This is a genomic window from Saccharothrix sp. HUAS TT1, from assembly GCF_040744945.1.
Taxonomy (GTDB): Bacteria; Actinomycetota; Actinomycetes; order Mycobacteriales; family Pseudonocardiaceae; genus Actinosynnema.
Genome location: NZ_CP160453.1, coordinates 3,642,222 through 3,658,069, shown reverse-complemented (window position 1 = coordinate 3,658,069; position 15,848 = coordinate 3,642,222). Strand labels below are relative to the sequence as shown.

Here is a 15,848-nt window from a genome sequence, read left to right as displayed (position 1 = left end):
TGCCGCTGGGCGTCGCCGCGCTGGCGGGCGCGCAGCAACATGGCCAGGGCGGCGTCGTCGGTGCGCCGGGGCGCGACCGCCGGGTGGGTGTGCTGCTGCGCCTGGCGGGCGATCTCCGCGCCCACCGTCCGCCCGAAGGGCTGCGCTGGTCGTGCGTAGTCGGTCATCAGGTCCTCCGCCCAGGACTGTCGTGATGCCCATCACGCTAGGAACACCGACGCCGCCTGGTAAGGGAACGCGCGCCGAACGGGAGTGGTGCAGCGTCACGCGGCTCCTCCCGCTCCGCCGAACGGCTCCAGAGGAGCGACGAGCGGATGAGCGGTCACCTGCCGATGCGGGGCGCGCACGGATACGCTCGAATGCGTGACCACTCCGCCGCGGCTCCTCGCCACCAGCGACCTGCACGTGACCTATCAGCAGAACCGCCACTTCGTCGAAGCGATCCAGCCGCACTCGCCGGACGACTGGCTGATCGTGGCGGGCGACGTCGCGGAGAAGTTCGACGACGTCGAGTGGGCGCTCGGCGTGCTGCGCGGCCGGTTCGCCAAGGTGGTCTGGTCGCCGGGCAACCACGAGCTGTGGACCACGAAGGACGACCCGGTGCAGGCCCGCGGCGAGGTGCGCTACAAGCAGCTGGTGGAGCTGTGCCGCGGCATCGACGTGCTCACGCCCGAGGACGAGTTCGCGGTGTTCGAGGGCGCGGGCGGGCCGGTGGCGGTGGCGCCGCTGTTCACGCTGTACGACTACACGTTCCGCCCGGCGGGCACGACGGACAAGGCGTCCGCGCTCGCCGTCGCCCAGGAGGCCGGTGTCGTCTGCACCGACGAGTACTTCCTGCACCCGGACCCGTACCCGAGCCGCGAGGCGTGGTGCGCGGCCCGGATCGAGGAGAGCGAGCGCCGGTTGCGCGCGGTGGACCGGTCGCTGCGGACCGTGCTCATCAACCACTGGCCGCTGGTCCGGGACCCCACGTTCGTCCTGCGGTACCCCGAATTCGCGCTGTGGTGCGGCACCGAGCGGACCGCCGACTGGCACATGAGGTTCCGGGCGGCGGTCGCGGTGTACGGGCACCTGCACATCCCGCGCACGATCCGCAAGGACGGCATCCGCTTCGACGAGGTGTCGCTCGGCTACCCGAGGGAGTGGCAGCCGCGGGGCTGGACCGCCGCGCCGCTGCTGGACGTGCTGCGCGAGGGGGACGCCCGATGATCACCGACCTGCTGCCGCCGCCGGTGTCCGCGGTCGACGTGTTCGGCGACCCGGACGGCGTCGTGCTGTTCCCCGAGGAGCAGGAGCACGTGGCGAAGGCGGTGGACAAGCGGAAGCGGGAGTTCGCCACCGGGCGGCACTGCGCGCGCACCGCGCTGGCCGCCTTCGGGTTCCCGCCCGCGCCGCTGCTGCCCGGCCCGAACCGCGCGCCGACGTGGCCCGCCGGTGTGGTCGGCAGCATCACGCACTGCCAGGGCTACCGCGCCGCGGCCGTCGGCCTGGTGTCCGACGTGTGGACGATCGGCATCGACGCCGAGCCGAACGAGCCGACCCCGGACGGGGTGCTGGAGGCCATCGCGGTGCCGGGCGAGCTGGCCAGGCACCGCGAGCTGCGGGCGTCCGGCGACAAGGTCTCCTGGGACCGGCTGCTGTTCAGCGCCAAGGAGACGGTGTACAAGGCGTGGTTCCCGCTGGCGCGCAAGTGGCTGGGGTTCGAGGACGCCGAGGTGACCATCAACCCCGACGACGGCACGTTCTCCGCGCGCATCCTGATCGAGCCGCCGGTGGTGGACGGCGTGCCGCTGGACGGGTTCACCGGTCGCTGGCTGGCCCGGGAGGGGTTTGTGGTGACCGCTATCGCGGTACCCGCGCGCTGATCGGGCTGGGAAGGCGGCAGCGGCATGGGCGACGACGTCGGGCGGCAGGAGTTCACCCGCGATGACCGGACGAGGTACCGCACGAAGGTCCGCCGGTGCCTGGACGTGTTCGCCCGGATGCTGCGCGAGTCGAGGTTCGAGTTCGAGCGGCCCACCACCGGGCTGGAGATCGAGCTGAACCTGGTCGACGACGCGGGCGACCCGGCGATGCGCAACGCCGAGGCGCTGGCGGCCATCGCCGACCCGGACTTCGTGACCGAGCTCGGCCAGTGGAACCTGGAGATCAACGTCGCGCCCCGGTTGCTGACCGGCGGCGGGATCACCGAGTTCGAGGACGTCGTGCGGCGGTCGTTGAACGAGGCCGAGCACAAGGCGCGCGGCGTGGACGCGCACATGGTGATGATCGGCATCCTGCCGACGTTGCAGCCCAAGCACCTGGCGGTCTCGGCGCTGTCCGGCAACCCGCGGTACGCGCTGCTCAACGAGCAGGTGCTGGCGGCGCGCGGCGAGGACCTGCAGATCTCGATCAACGGCGTCGAGCGGCTGCAGATGACCGCCGACTCGATCGTGCCGGAAGGCGCGTGCACCAGCACCCAGTTCCACCTCCAGGTGTCGCCGGAGGACTTCGCGGCGTACTGGAACGCGGCGCAGGCCATCGCGGGCGTGCAGGTGGCGATCGGGGCCAACTCGCCGTTCCTGATGGGCAAGGAGCTGTGGCGGGAGACCCGGATCGCGTTGTTCCAGCAGGCCACCGACACCCGCAGCGACGAGCTGAAGGAGCAGGGCGTCCGGCCGCGGGTGTGGTTCGGCGAGCGGTGGATCACGTCGATCTTCGACCTGTTCGAGGAGAACGTGCGGTACTTCCCGGCGCTGCTGCCGATCTGCGACGAGGAGGACCCGCTGCAGGTGCTGGAGCGCGGCGACACGCCGTCGCTGGCCGAGCTGCGGCTGCACAACGGGACCGTCTACCGGTGGAACCGGCCGGTGTACGACGTCGTGCGCGACCAGCCGCACCTGCGGGTGGAGAACCGGACCCTGCCCGCCGGGCCGACGGTGGTCGACATGCTGGCGAACGGCGCGTTCTACTACGGCCTGGTGCGGGTGCTGGCCGAGGAGGAGCGGCCGCTGTGGTCGCAGATGTCGTTCAGCGCGGCGGAGGACAACTTCACCGCGGGCGCGCGGGCCGGGATGGACGCGCAGGTGTACTGGCCGGGGCTCGGCACCGTGCCGGTGGCGGAGCTGGTGCTGCGGCGGCTGCTGCCGATGGCGCACGAGGGGCTGGTGCGGCTGAAGGTCGACCCGGCCGAGCGGGACCGGCTGCTCGGGGTGATCGAGCAGCGGTGCCTGACCGGCGTGAACGGCGCGACGTGGCAGGCGCGGGCGTTCCACCGGCACTACGATCACACGGCGCTGGACCGGCCCGAGGCGCTGCGCCGGATGTTGCGCACCTACCGGGACCTGATGCACAGCAACGAGCCGGTGCACACCTGGCCGGTGTCCTGAGCCCTCGTCGCCACCGGGGTCGGCAGGGGCCGTCCCAGTGCGCGGTCAGTGCTTCGGCGCCCTCGCGGCGTCGGGGTGACCGCCCTGGGCGGCGCGGGCGAACCAGACCGCCGGGCGCTCCACCTCGACGCCGGCCGGGGCCCGCAGGTCGGCGCGGCGGCGTGCGGCACGGGTGGCGCGGGCGGCGGCGCTGCCCCAGCGGGTCAGGAGCAGCCCCATCTCGTACATGGCCTGGGTGTTCCCCGCGTCCGCCGCGCGCCGGAAGCAGCGCTCGGCCCGGTCGGGGTCGTCGCGCTCGCGGGACAGCACGCCGAGGGCGGTCAGCACTCGGTGGCCGGCGTCGCGTTCCAGGAGGCCGAGCCGGTGCGCGTCCAACGCGGGCAGCGCGCCCCACAGGGCGTGGTTCACGTCCACCCCGGACGCGTCGGCCGCGCGGTCCAGCCAGCGCTCGGCCTCGCCGGTCTCACCGCGGTGCGCCAGGAGCAGGGCCAGGTCGGTCATCGCCGACGTGCGCCCGGTCCCGGCCGCCCTGCGGTACCACTCCTCGGCCTCGCCCAGGTCGCCCTTCGCCACCAGCACCGCGCCGAGGGGGCCGAACGCGTTGCCGTCACCGGCCTCGGCGGCGCGGCGGTGCCAGGTCTCGGCCTCCGCCAGGTCGCCGGTCGCGGCCAGCAGCTCGCCCAGCTCGACCATGAAGAACGGCTCGCCGGTCGTCGCCACGGCCCGCCGCAGCCACCGCTCCGCCTCGCCGACCTCTCCCCTGGCCCGCAGCCGGGTGCTGATCACGACCAGCGCGCGCGGGTTGCCCGACTCGGCGGCGCGGCGGTACCACGCGTCGCCGTCGGCGGGGTCTACCGCCGCCTCCGCGAGGGCGATCATGGCCTCCTGGTCGCCGCGGTCGGCGGCTTCCCGGTACCAGCGCCCGGCTTCGCCCTCCTGACCGCGTCGCCGGGCCAGCCGGGCCAGGCCGTGCAGCGCGACCGCGTCACCGCTGTCGGCCGCGCGGGAGTACCAGCGCCGCGCCTCGGCGTGGTCGCCGCGTTCCTCGCACAGCAGCGCCAGCAGGTTCATGCCGTCGACGTCGCCGCTGTCGGCCGCGGCGCGGTACCAGACCTCCGCCGCCCCGACGTCGCCGCTGCGCGCCGCCGCCACCCCGAACCCGACCGCACCTGGATGTGCCACGCGCTCCCCCTCAGCCCCCGTCGCGGGTACGGCGTACACCGTCGACCGTACGCCGCACCCGCGAACCGGGTCAGCTGGTCGGGAAGTCGTCCGGGGTCCTCATCCGGTCGCGGATCCAGACGCCGGAGGGCTTGAGCACGCCCGTGCCGGTGAACGACGACCCGGCGCAGACGCCCTCCTTGAACACCGCGCCCGACCGGAAGTCGTCGGAGAAGTTCCAGTTCGTCCAGCCGATCTTGTTGGCGGCCAGGAAGTCCAGGTACTTCTGGCTGTACGCGAAGTCGTTCCCGCCGTCGCCGGTGTAGGTCTGGGTGCCGAACTCGGTGACGAAGATCGGCAGCCGGGCCGCCGCCCGCTGCAGCGCGGCGAAGTACTCGTCCTGGTGCGACGCCGCGTAGAAGTGGAACGTGTACATGAAGTTCGTGGCGTTGACGGGGTTCGAGATGATGTCCTGCTCGCTGCGCCCGTCCGAGATGCCCAGCGACCCCCAGCCGTGCGTGCCGACGAACACCACGCCGTCGGGGTCCTGCGCCCGGATCACCGGGATCATCTGCTCCGCGTAGGACTTGATGCCCGCCCACGAGACGTTGTTCGGCTCGTTCGCGATGTCGTAGATGATGTTGGTCTTGTTCCGGTGCCGCTGCGCCACCTCGGTGAAGAACGTGCGCGCCAGCCCGATGTTCGCGTTCGGGTCGCCCGGGTTCAGCTGGTGCCAGTCGACCAGCGCGTACATCCCGCGCCGCGTCGCCTCCTCGACGTAGCCGTGCACCATGTCGGTGAACCGGCGCGGGTCGGTCTCGTAGCCGCCCTCCTGGACGTACAGCGAGATCCGCAGCACGTCGGCGCCCCAGTCGGTGGCCAGCGCGTCCAGCGACGCGGGCTTGACGCACTGGGAGTACCACTGGATGCCGTGCGTGCTCATGCCGCGCAACTGGATCGGCTTGCCGTGCTGGTTGCACAGCTTCAGCCCGCACACCCGCAGCTGCCCGTTCACGTCGGCGGGCCGGCCGACGCCGGTCGTGCCGGTGTCGGCGGTGAGCCGGTCGAGGTTGGGCCCGCCGTTGGCGGTGGTGGCCGCGGCGCGGACGCGGTTCGCGCCGGCGTTCAGGGAGACGGTGGCGGTGGCCTCGCCCCACGTGCTCCACGCGCCGGTGCCGGGGAACGCCACGCTCACCGGGGACGCGCCGTTCACCGAGACGCCCAGCGGGCGGTTCGCGGTGGTGCCGTTGGCGTACCGGAAGGTGAGCCGGGCCGGGCCGGCCGCGGCGGCGGTCACGGTGAACTCGACGTACGCGCCGACCTCGTTGTCGTAGTTGACGAAGCCGCTGCCGGTGTACCCGGCGTGGTTGGCCTCGACCAGGCCGTTGGCGACGATCGCGCCCTCCGCCTGGTGCTCGGTGACGGCCTGGGCCGTCGGCTCGGCTCGGGTCGTCGGCGCCGCTGGGGCCGCCGGCTCGGCCCAGCCGGGCGCCGGCACGGCGAGCGCGGCGAGCAGGGCTGCCGCCAGGGGTCCGCCGAGCCATCGGGGACGGGGTGCCACGGGGTGCCTCCCACGGGTCAGGGGTGGAGGTGGAACACTGCGGCGGCGGTTCAGTTAGGAAAGTTTCCTATCTGTTGCGTGGATCACAACACCCCGGGACACCCGCTGTCAACGGTTTCCGCGGTACCTCGGTCGGCTCAGTAGTCGTCGCCGCCGAAGAACGTCTCCTCCAGCCGGTCCGCCGTCCCGGCGAGCAGCGCCAGCGGTTCGGTGAACTCGTGGATGTCCAGGTCGGTCAGCGGCAGCGAGTGCCGCAGCACCACGTGCTCGCCCATGATCGCCGCGCCGCACGCGATGGTCGAGTTGCCGACCTCGGTCAGGAACGCGTGCAGGTCCACGTTCGCGGCCAGCCCGATCGGCGACGCGATCTGCACCCACTCGTGCAGCTTGTCGAGCACTTCGCGGACCAGGATGATCACCTGGGTCCGCTCGTCGTCCTCGTCGAACTGCTCGAAGTTGAACAGGATGCGGATCTCGTCCTCGTTCTCCGCGATGACGTCGTAGGTTTCGTGCACGTATGCGGCGAGGTCGCCCCAAGTGGCCATGCGGTCACCCTACGGGCGCGACCGCCGCCCACACCGCATCGCCGACCGGTTCGGCCGCGGCGGCCAGGTCGAACCCGCCCGCCAGGAACCGGCGGGCGCACTCGTGCGCGGGGCCCATCACCACCGGGTCCAGCGCCCACAGCGGCACCCGGCGCAGCTCGCCCGCCGCCATCCGGGCCGCGAACCAGCGCGCCACCGGCTCGAACACCGCCGCCTTCACCGCCGGGTCGGCGGTCGACGGCGCGGCGTAGAGGAACCTGGCCCGGCCGGGGTTCGCGGCGACCCACTCCAGGTACCGCGACACCACCCCGCGCACGACGCCCTCGACGTCATCGAGGTCCAGCGCCGGGACGACGGCGCCGACGCAGTGCGCGTAGCTCTCCCCGTAGAGCACGGCGAACAGCCCCGCCCGACTGCCGAAGTGGTGGTACACGCTGCCGTTGGACACACCGGACCGCGCGATCAGCGCGCTGATCGTGACGCCGTCCAGCCCGGCCTCCTCGACCAGCGCGAGGGCCGCGTCCAGCACGGCTCGCTGACTGGTCGTTCCCATGGCGCTAGAGTACCGCTCTAGAGCGCCGCTCCCCAGGAGGTCACCGTGGCCCGATCCATCCCCGATCTGCTGCGCGAACGCGTGCGCGAGATGCCGGACGCCGAGGCGCTGCGCCACCGCGCCGGCGGCACGTGGACGTCGCTGACCTGGACCGAGGTCGCCGAGCACGTGCGCAGGCGCGCGCTGGGGTTCCGGCAGCTCGGCGTGCGGGACGGCGCCCGGGTCGCGATCATGGCCGCGACCAGCGTGGACTGGATCCTCACCGACCTGGCCGTGCTCGCCGCCGGCGGCGTGACGACGACCATCTACCCCAGCAGCACGCCGGACGTGGTCGCGCACATCGTCCGCGACTCCGGGAGCGTGCTCGTGGTCGCCGACCCGGAGCTGGCCGACAAGGTCGACGCCAAGGTCGTCACGCCCGACTGGGAGCCCGACTCGCCGGGCGACGACGACTACGACGCGATGGTGGACGAGCTGACGCCGGACCGGCTGGCCACCCTGATCTACACCTCCGGCACCACCGGCACGCCCAAGGGCGTCGAGCTGACCCACGACAACTGGCTCTACACCGCCGAGGCGATCCGCGAGCTGGGCGTGCTCACGCCCGAGGACCTGCACTTCCTGTGGCTGCCGATGTCGCACGCGTTCGGCAAGGTGCTCCAGGTCGGCATGCTGGCGACCGGCGTGCCCACCGCCGTGGACGGCGACGTGGACCGGATCGCGGCCAACCTCCAGGAGCTGCGCCCGACCGTGGTCGCCGCCGCGCCGCGGATCTTCGAGAAGATCCACCAGCGGGTGGTGGCGTCGATGCGCGAGGCGGGCGGCGTGAAGGCGAAGCTGTTCGACTGGGCGCTGGTCGTGGCCGAGCACCCGGAGTGGAAGCTCCGCCGGGCCGTCGCCGACAAGCTGGTGTTCAGCAAGCTGCGGGACCGGGTCGGCGGCCGGATCAAGTACTTCGTGTCCGGTTCGGCGCCGCTGTCGGCCCCGGTCGGCGAGTTCTTCGACCGCGCGGGCATCACGATCCTGGAGGGCTACGGCCTGACCGAGTCGTCGGCCGCGTCGTTCGTCAACCGGCCGGGCGCGAACAAGCTCGGCACGGTCGGCCGGCCGCTGGTGGGCACCGAGGTGCGGATCGCCGAGGACGGCGAGGTGCTGATCGGCGGGCGCGGCGTCATGCGCGGCTACCGGGGGCTGCCCGAGGAGACCGCCGAGGCGTTGCGGGACGGCTGGCTGCACACCGGCGACATCGGCGAGCTGGACGAGGGGGGCCGGTTGCGGATCACCGACCGGAAGAAGGAGCTGATCAAGACCTCCGGCGGCAAGTACGTCGCGCCGCAGGCGGTGGAGGGGCTGGTCAAGTCCAACAGCCCCTACATCGGCAACGTGCTGGTGCACGGCGACGGGCGCAACTACTGCGTGGCCCTGGTCACCATCGACCCGGACCTCGCGCCCGCCGACCTCGACCGGGACGCCGAGGTCGGCCGGGCCGTCGAGGCGGCCAACGCCAAGCTCGCGCGGCACGAGACGATCAAGAAGTTCGCCGTGCTGCCGGAGGACTTCTCGGTGGCCGACGGCACCCTCACCGCCAGCCTGAAGATGCGCCGCAAGGAGATCGAGGGCCGCTACCGGGACGTGCTGGACGAGCTGTACCCCTGAGCCCGCGCCGAGGGCCCGCGGGCCACCGCGATCGCCCACACGCCCGCCACCAGCACGGCCACCACCTCGGTGAGCACCAGCACCCGCTCGACGTAGCCGAGCGGGATCACCCGCCACCAGGACGTGCCGACGACCGCGTTCACGCCGATCGCGTACAGGATGGGCGTGAACGCGAGCGCGGACAGCAGGCCGAGCCGGAACGTCCAGCGGGCGTGCGCGCCCCACACCGGGTCGCGCCGCCACGGCCGGGCCAGCAGCGTCGCGGCGACCGGCAGCGCGATGAACGCGAGCAGGCTGCCGAACCGGTGGATGCTGCCGCTCACGCTCGGGCCGATCGCCCAGTTGTTCTTGGGGAAGATCACCACCAGGGTCAGCCCGACCGCCCACGCGGCGAACGCCACCGCGCCCACCGAGTTCCACCGCGCCACCCCTCGTCCGACCAGCACCGCGAGGATCGCCAGCGAGCCGAGCACGAGCAGCAGCACGCCGGTGTCGAACGCCCAGCGGTACGGGCCGAGCGCGTACTCGCTGATGGTGCGGCGCAGGTGGTAGCTGGACTCGCCCAGCCGGTACAGGTCCAGGCCGCCGACGAGGGCGACGGTCAGCAGGACGGCGGCGGCGCCGGCGAGGGCGACGAAGCGGGCCGGTGACCGGGTTGGTGCGGGAGCAGTCGGCACAACGGACAGAACGGACGGGGATCGGGGTGTGTTCCGCCGTTCAGCGAATCGACAGCTTCGGTGGCGCGGGTCTCAGCTGGACCGGCGGACCACCAGCGTCGGCGCGAACACGACCGAGCTGACCGGGCGGTCCGGCCGCTCCACCCGCTCCACCAGCAGGCGGGCCATCTCGGCGGCCATGTCCTCCACCGGCTGGCGCACCGTCGTCAGCGGCGGGTCGCACTCGACGGCCGGGCTGCTGTCGTCGAAGCCCACCACCCTGATGTCCTCGGGCACCCGCCGACCGGCGTTGCGCAGCACCGGCAGCGCGCCGGTCGCCATCAGGTCCGAGGCCACGAACAGGCCGTCCACGTCCGCGCCGGCCAACCGGCGCGCGCCCTCGGCGCCGCCCTCGCGGGAGAAGTCGCCCTCGACCACCACCGGCTCGGGCAGGCCGAGCCGGGCCACCGCCTCGCAGAACCCGCGCAGCCGGTCCTGGCCGGCGGGCGTCTCCAGCGGACCGGTGATGGTCGCCAGCCGGCGGCACCCGGACGACGCCAGGTGGTCGGCCGCCAGCCCCGCGCCCGCCGCCTGGTCGACGTCCACGTAGGTGATCGACATCGGCCGGACCGGGCGGGCGGCCAGCACGACCGGCAGGTTCGCCTCGATCAGCTGCCTCGGCAGCGGGTCCGCGCCGTGCGTGTGGATCAGGATGACGCCGTCCAGCCTGCGCTGGCGGATGTCGTCCACCACCTCGCGGTGGTCGCCCGTGGTCAGCACGAGCTGCACGCCGAGCGGCCGGATCACCGGCAGCACGCCGCTGACCACCCGGCCGAAGTACGGGTCGTGCACGGTGCGGCCCTCTTCCGGCAGCACGAGCCCGATCGCGCCCGCCCGGCGCGTGACGAGCGAGCGGGCCGCGCGGTTGGGCGCGTACCCGGTCGTGGAGATCGCCTTCTCCACGACTTGGCGCAGCTCACGGTCCACCGTGGCGACCCCGTTGACGACCCGGGACACCGTGGCCCGGGAAACCCCCGCGACCCGCGCGACCTCTTCCAACGTGACTGGTCTGCGGTCCACGTCAGTCTTTATACCGGGAGGTGCGGCCCCGCCGAGGCGGGACCGCACCAGCCCGTCACTGGTAGACGCGGACGTAGTCGACCAGCATGCGCTGCGGGAAGGACGTGGTGGCGTCCGGCGGACCGGGCCAGTCACCGCCCACCGCGTTGTTGAGCAGGATGAAGAACGGCTTGTCGAACACCCACGGGCCGCGGGTGGCCTCGACGGTCGCCTTGTCGATGGAGATGACCGTCACATCGTCGATGCTGAACGTGATGCCCCGGCTGTTCCAGTCCACCCGGAACGTGTGGAACGCGTTCGCGTAGTCCTGGCCGATGTCGCGCACCTGGCCGATGCCGCCACCGCCGAAGTACGCCGGGCCGTGGATCGTCTGGTACGCCGTGTTCGGCTCGCGACCCAGGTGCTCCATGATGTCGATCTCGCCGCTGGCCGGCCACGGGGTGCCCTTGAAGATGTCGGTGCCGAGCATCCAGAACGCGGGCCACAGGCCCTTGGTGCCCGACACCTTGATCCGGGCCTCCATGCGGCCGTAGGTCCAGGACGCCTTGCCCTCGGTGATGATCCGGGCGGAGGTGTACTGGCACGTGCCGGAACCGCTGACGGGGTCGACCGGGCACGCCGAGCCCGGCGTGACCTCCCGCCTGGCCTCCAGCACCATGTTGCCGGCGCCGTCGGTGAACGCGTTGCGGTTGTCGGTGTAGTACTGCAGCTCCGCGTTCTGCCCGGTGCCGACCTCCGGACGCCACTTGCCCGCGTCCGGGCGGGTGCCCGACGGCGCGTTGAACTCGTCGCTCCACACCAGCCGCAGCGGGGTGCCCGGGTCCGGGGCCTGCGCCGGCGGCGGCGTGGGGCTGCCACCGGTGCCGTAGACCTGGAACTCCCACAGCGAGTAGCCGTACTGGCCGCTGCGCTTGGTCAGGTTCACCCGGACGTAGCGACCCGTGCCCGACACGGTGAACGTCTGCTTGAAGCCCGTGCCGTTCGCGACGGTGTGGATCGTCGTCCAGCTCGTGCCGTTGGCCGAGGTCTGGATCTGGAACCCGGTGGCGAACGCCGGGTCCCACTGGAGCACGACCTTGCTGATCTGCGCGGTCGCGCCCAGGTCGACGGAGATCCAGCCCGGGTCGACCCAGCCGGTGCCGGCGTTGGTCGCCCACCGGGTGGCCGGGTTGAAGTCCAGCGCCTTGGCCGGGGTGCAGGCCGGGCACGCGCCGTCGTCCTGGAAGGACGAGGCGGACGCCGGCTTGTTGTACGACAGCAGCTGCTCGCCCGGCGGGTTGCCGCCGGTCGTGCCGGTGCGCACGGCGAACTCCCACAGCGACACGCCGTACTGCGTGGCGCGCGCCGTCGTGTGCACGCGGATGTAGCGACCCGTGCCGGTGAAGGTGACGTTCTGCGTGCCACCCGTCCCGGTCGTGGTCTGGTGCACGGTCGTCCACGCGGCGCCGTCGGCCGAGACCTGGAGCTGGAACGCGGTCGCGTACGCGGCCTCCCACTGCAGCGTCGCGCCGCACAGCTCACGGCTCGCGCCCAGGTCGACCCGCAGCCACTGCGGGTCGCTGAACGCGCTCGACCAGCGCGTCCCGGCGTTGCCGTCCACCGCCGAGGCGGCCGTGAACGGGCTGCCGGTCTCCACCGACGAAGCGGTGGCCGGCGCGTTCAACGCCGCGTTGGCCGTGCCGCACTCCGCCGCCTGCGCCCCGGTGGTCGGCACGACCAGCGTGGCGAGCAGGGCGAACGCCGCGCCGAGCTTGACCGCGATCGACCTCATCGAGTTCGGCTCGCTCACGGGCGGCCGTCCGCGCCGCACTTGATGATGGGGTTGATGCAGTCGCGCACCCGGCGGGCCAGCTCGGCCTCCGGCCACGCGTTGAAGAAGTCGCCGTGCATGGTGAAGCCCGCGCCGGAGGCCAGCCGGAACCGCGCCGGGTCACCGCTGACCGGGTAGCGCAGCACCTGGCGCAGCTTGGGCACCGGCACCGGGTGGGTGGCCGGGCAGGCCGCGTTCACCGGGTACGCCATGTGGCTCTTGTGGTCCGCCGAGTCCAGGTCCCGGCCGTTCCAGCACTGCGGGAAGTCCAGGTAGGACTCCAGCATGGTGCCCGCGGGGCAGTTCACGAAGTCCTTCGACGCGCCGACGTGGCCGGCGTGCAGGCAGGACCAGCGGGAGATCGTGCTGGCGTCCGGCTGGGTGGCCTTGGCGTTGCCCGCGACGATCCGCAGGCCCAGCGGGAACGGCTGGATGCGCGCGATGATGTCGTCGCGCACGCCCTCGCCCAGGTAGTAGAACGTGGTGCCGGTCGGCTCCACGGGCTGGTTGTCCGCGTACAGGGTGGGCACCCAGTAGGAGGACAGGTCGGTGCCCGGGTTGCAGTTGCTGGTGCCCGCCAGCAGGGTCTGGACGGTGGAGCGGGCGTTGGTCGTGCGGTTGCCGAAGAAGCTGTGCATGTGCGACCCGCCCGGCAGGTTCGGCGCGACGATCGGGTCGTCCGGCAGGCGGTGGCTGTACGGGCACTCGGCCAGGAACTCGGCGACCCGCACGATCGGGCCGCTGGCGTTCCGCACGCCGAACACCTGGAACTCCCACAGCGACACGCCGTACTGCGTCGCGCGGGCGGTGGTGTAGACGCGGACGAAGCGCGTGGTGGCCGAGACGTTCAGGTTCTGCACGCCGACGTTGCCCGACGCCGTGGCGATCGTGCTCCAGGCGTTGCCGTCGGCGGAGGTCTGGAGCTGGAAGGAGCGCGCGTAGGCGGCCTCCCAGTTCAGCGAGACCTGCGAGATGGCGGTGGACGAACCGAGGTCGACCTGGATCCACTGCGGGTCGGCGGCGGCGCTGGACCAGCGGGTGCCGGCGTTGCCGTCGACGGCCGCACTGGCGGGCGTGCCGCCGTTCTCGGTGGACGAGGCGGTGACGGTCCTGCCCTGGGACAGCAGTTCCGGCGCCGCCGAGGCGGGCGAGTTCACGAACGTCAGTGCCGACGCGGTCAGGGTCGCGACGGCGAGGGCGGTGACCAGTCGACGCCATCGGCGAATGGTGGGGATCACGACTCCCCTTTCATAGGGCACAATGAGGTGGTTGCAGAGAGCGCTCTCACAGCGGAACGTAAGACGGCCCCCTGTATCAGTCAAGGAAAGCCGCGAGTTCCGGTCATCCCGGAACACCACCCGAGAGAGCGCTCTCTCACCCCTGAACGCTCACTCCACCCCTCCCGAACGCAGGACACGCACATCCCGAACGCAGGACTCTCGCGAGAGTCCTGCGTTCGGGGAGCGAGAGTCCTACGTTCGGGAGGGGTGAGGTGAGCGTTCAGGACAGGCGGGCGGCGGCGGGGAGGCCGGAGGCGGGGGCGGTCGGCCAGGCCAGCGGGTCCGGGCCCAGCTGCCACAGCTCGGCCACCTGCAGGGCGCACCACGGCGACACCGGGCGCGCGCCGGCCAGGACGGCGGGCGCGAAGTCGGCCCACGGCGTCCACTCGAACGCGTCCACCTCGTCCGGGTTCGGCTCCGGGTCACCGGCGACGACGCCCCGGAACACCGGGCACATCTCGTTCTCGGTGACCCCGTTCTCCATCACCGCCCGGTAGCGGAACGCGGGCAGCACCAGGTCCAGGTCGACGCCGGTCAGCCCCAGCTCGTCGACCAGCCGCCGGGTCACCGCCGCGACCACCGGCTCGTCGGGCGCCGGGTGCCCGCAGCACGAGTTGGTCCACACGCCCGGCCAGGTCTTCTTGTGCAGCGCGCGCCTGGTCAGCAGCAGCCTGCCCGCCCCGTCGAACAGGTACGACGAGAACGCCAGGTGCAGCGGGGTGGACGCGTGGTGCACGGCGGCCTTGTCGGCCACGCCGATCCCGGCGCCGGACTCGTCCAGGAGCACGACTTGTTCCACACGCCCACCCTGCCACACCGCCGGTCACCGCGCGTCGGCGAGCACCCTGGGGTTGCGCACCAGCTTCCCGCTCGGCGTGCGCGGCAACGCCGTCAGCACGTGGATGCGCTGCGGCTGCTTGAACTCCGCCAGCCGCTCCGCGCACCACGCCGCCACGTCGTCCGACGTCAGCGCGCCCGACCCGGTCGAGACGTACGCCTCGATCACCTCGTCGTGCACCGCGATCGCCTCGGTGACCAGCGGGTGGGCCCGCAGCGCCGCCTCGACCTGGGTGAGGTCGACGTTGCTGCCCCGCACCACGACCAGCGAGTCCGCCCGGCCGAGCAGCCGCAGGTTGCCGTCCGCGTCGAACTCGCCCCGGTCGCCGGTCCGGAACCACCCGTCGCGGTACCGGGTGGGGTCGCCCTCGTCCAGGTACGGCGACTGGTCCAGCGCCACCTCGACCAGCCCGTCCCGCACCCGGATGGTGGTGTCGGTCAGCGGCTTGCCCACCGACGGCCGGGTCGCGCCGGTCGCGTCCATGGTCAGCGCGCCGGTCTCGGTGGTGCCGAAGCACTCGCCGATCGCGAAGCCGTACGCGGCGGCGAACCGCTCGGCCACGTCCGGCCGGATCAGCTCACCCCCGGTGAACCCGCCGCGCACCGACCTCATCGCGGTCCGGTCCGCGGCGGCGGCCAGCAGGTCGAAGTGGTGCGGCACGCCGGTGATGAAGTCGACCCGGTGCCGCGCCACGGTCCGCAGCACGTCCTCCGCCGACGGCCGCGCGGCGAACACCAGGTGCACGCCCGCGGCCAACGAGTGCAGCAGCCCGCCCATCAGCCCGAAGCTCTGCGCGGTGGAGAAGAGCATGAGCATCCGCTCGCCGCCCTGCGGCATCCCCTCGGCCGCGCCGAACCGCAGCACCTCGCGGATGATCGACTCGGTGCTGCGGCCGACCACCTTGGGCCGACCGGTGGAGCCGGAGGTGAACTGGACCAGCCGGTGCCTGGTCGCCGCGGGAACCCCGTCGGACCTGGGCTCGGTCACCAGCTCGTACCGCTCGCGGAAGAGGCCGACCGGGTGGCCGGACGCGCGCACCAGGAACTGCGGACGGGTCATCTCGCGCAGCACCTCGACCTCGGCGGGCTTGAGCCGGTGGTCGATCGAGATCACCCTGGCCCCGAGGCTCCACAACGCCAGCACCACCTCCAGCTGGGTGAAGCTCGGCGGCAGGTGCAGCGCGACCGTGCTCCCCTCACCCACCCCGGAGGCGGCGAACAGGCTCGCCTCGGCGGCGACCGCGGCGCGCAGCGCGCCGTGGGTCACGGTGTGCTCGTGGCTGAACACCGGCACGTCGTCGCCGTGGCGGCGCAACAGGTCGGTGACGAACTCGCGCATCT

Annotated in this window: 14 protein-coding genes; 4 read left to right on the top strand and 10 right to left on the bottom strand. The window is 72.6% G+C overall.

Going from position 1 to position 15,848, the window contains the following annotated elements; translation table 11 throughout:
* Positions 1–363 precede the first annotated feature (363 nt).
* Genes AB0F89_RS17885 through AB0F89_RS17875 form a run of 3 tightly spaced genes read left to right on the top strand, consistent with a single transcriptional unit; the run spans position 364 to position 3,368 of the window.
* Positions 364–1,209: a metallophosphoesterase gene (locus AB0F89_RS17885; protein WP_367137605.1), complete on the top strand. Its 846-nt coding sequence runs from the start codon at positions 364–366 to the stop codon at positions 1,207–1,209.
* A complete protein-coding gene (locus tag AB0F89_RS17880) occupies positions 1,206–1,865 on the top strand; it encodes a 4'-phosphopantetheinyl transferase (protein ID WP_367137603.1) in 660 nt (219 codons plus the stop codon). Before AB0F89_RS17885 ends, AB0F89_RS17880 begins: the two co-directional genes overlap by 4 nt.
* A 24-nt stretch (positions 1,866–1,889) precedes the next feature.
* Entirely contained in the window at positions 1,890–3,368 is a 1,479-nt protein-coding gene (locus AB0F89_RS17875) for a glutamate--cysteine ligase (RefSeq protein WP_367137601.1), read from the top strand.
* 45 nt (positions 3,369–3,413) lie between these two features.
* Here AB0F89_RS17875 and AB0F89_RS17870 read toward each other — a convergent pair whose 3' ends face one another.
* The 4 genes from AB0F89_RS17870 to AB0F89_RS17855 form a co-directional block, all read right to left on the bottom strand.
* On the bottom strand, positions 3,414–4,550 hold the full coding sequence (locus tag AB0F89_RS17870; RefSeq protein WP_367137599.1) for a tetratricopeptide repeat protein: 1,137 nt from the start codon (positions 4,548–4,550) through the stop codon (positions 3,414–3,416).
* 70 nt (positions 4,551–4,620) lie between these two features.
* Entirely contained in the window at positions 4,621–6,090 is a 1,470-nt protein-coding gene (locus AB0F89_RS17865) for a cellulase family glycosylhydrolase (RefSeq protein WP_367137597.1), read from the bottom strand.
* A 137-nt stretch (positions 6,091–6,227) separates the two neighbouring features.
* Positions 6,228–6,635 (bottom strand): hypothetical protein, encoded by a 408-nt coding sequence (locus AB0F89_RS17860; RefSeq protein ID WP_367137595.1) that lies wholly within the window; start codon positions 6,633–6,635, stop codon positions 6,228–6,230.
* A gap of 4 nt (positions 6,636–6,639) precedes the next feature.
* Positions 6,640–7,188, bottom strand: coding sequence for a TetR/AcrR family transcriptional regulator (locus tag AB0F89_RS17855; protein WP_367137593.1), 549 nt, complete (start codon positions 7,186–7,188; stop codon positions 6,640–6,642).
* A gap of 45 nt (positions 7,189–7,233) precedes the next feature.
* Between AB0F89_RS17855 and AB0F89_RS17850 the strand changes: the two genes are divergently transcribed.
* A complete protein-coding gene (locus tag AB0F89_RS17850) occupies positions 7,234–8,844 on the top strand; it encodes a long-chain fatty acid--CoA ligase (protein WP_367137591.1) in 1,611 nt (536 codons plus the stop codon).
* Here the strand turns inward: AB0F89_RS17850 and AB0F89_RS17845 are convergent.
* The 6 genes from AB0F89_RS17845 to AB0F89_RS17820 form a co-directional block, all read right to left on the bottom strand.
* Positions 8,811–9,521, bottom strand: a complete 711-nt coding sequence (locus AB0F89_RS17845) for a DUF998 domain-containing protein (protein ID WP_367137589.1) — start codon at positions 9,519–9,521, stop codon at positions 8,811–8,813. The genes AB0F89_RS17850 and AB0F89_RS17845 overlap by 34 nt on opposite strands.
* Before the next feature lie 72 nt (positions 9,522–9,593).
* On the bottom strand, positions 9,594–10,580 hold the full coding sequence (locus tag AB0F89_RS17840) for a LacI family DNA-binding transcriptional regulator (protein ID WP_367137587.1): 987 nt from the start codon (positions 10,578–10,580) through the stop codon (positions 9,594–9,596).
* Positions 10,581–10,635: 55 nt separating this feature from the next.
* Positions 10,636–12,351 carry a discoidin domain-containing protein gene (locus tag AB0F89_RS17835; RefSeq protein WP_367138906.1) on the bottom strand — a complete coding sequence of 572 codons (1,716 nt, stop codon included), beginning with the start codon at positions 12,349–12,351 and terminating at the stop codon, positions 10,636–10,638.
* A 14-nt stretch (positions 12,352–12,365) separates the two neighbouring features.
* Positions 12,366–13,628: a DUF1996 domain-containing protein gene (locus AB0F89_RS17830; RefSeq protein ID WP_367137585.1), complete on the bottom strand. Its 1,263-nt coding sequence runs from the start codon at positions 13,626–13,628 to the stop codon at positions 12,366–12,368.
* 262 nt (positions 13,629–13,890) lie between these two features.
* Positions 13,891–14,469: an isopentenyl-diphosphate Delta-isomerase gene (gene idi / locus AB0F89_RS17825; RefSeq protein WP_367137583.1), complete on the bottom strand. Its 579-nt coding sequence runs from the start codon at positions 14,467–14,469 to the stop codon at positions 13,891–13,893.
* Positions 14,470–14,493: 24 nt separating this feature from the next.
* Positions 14,494–15,846 (bottom strand): class I adenylate-forming enzyme family protein, encoded by a 1,353-nt coding sequence (locus AB0F89_RS17820; protein ID WP_367137581.1) that lies wholly within the window; start codon positions 15,844–15,846, stop codon positions 14,494–14,496.
* Between the last annotated feature and the right edge of the window lie 2 nt (positions 15,847–15,848).

Coding starts and splice junctions, on each gene's coding strand:
- AB0F89_RS17855 (WP_367137593.1), bottom strand. CDS start 7,188: ATGGGAACGACCAGTCAGCGAGCCGTGCTGGACGCGGCCCTCGCGCTG.
- AB0F89_RS17875 (WP_367137601.1), top strand. CDS start 1,890: ATGGGCGACGACGTCGGGCGGCAGGAGTTCACCCGCGATGACCGGACG.
- AB0F89_RS17820 (WP_367137581.1), bottom strand. CDS start 15,846: ATGCGCGAGTTCGTCACCGACCTGTTGCGCCGCCACGGCGACGACGTG.
- AB0F89_RS17880 (WP_367137603.1), top strand. CDS start 1,206: ATGATCACCGACCTGCTGCCGCCGCCGGTGTCCGCGGTCGACGTGTTC.
- AB0F89_RS17860 (WP_367137595.1), bottom strand. CDS start 6,635: ATGGCCACTTGGGGCGACCTCGCCGCATACGTGCACGAAACCTACGAC.
- AB0F89_RS17835 (WP_367138906.1), bottom strand. CDS start 12,351: ATGAGGTCGATCGCGGTCAAGCTCGGCGCGGCGTTCGCCCTGCTCGCC.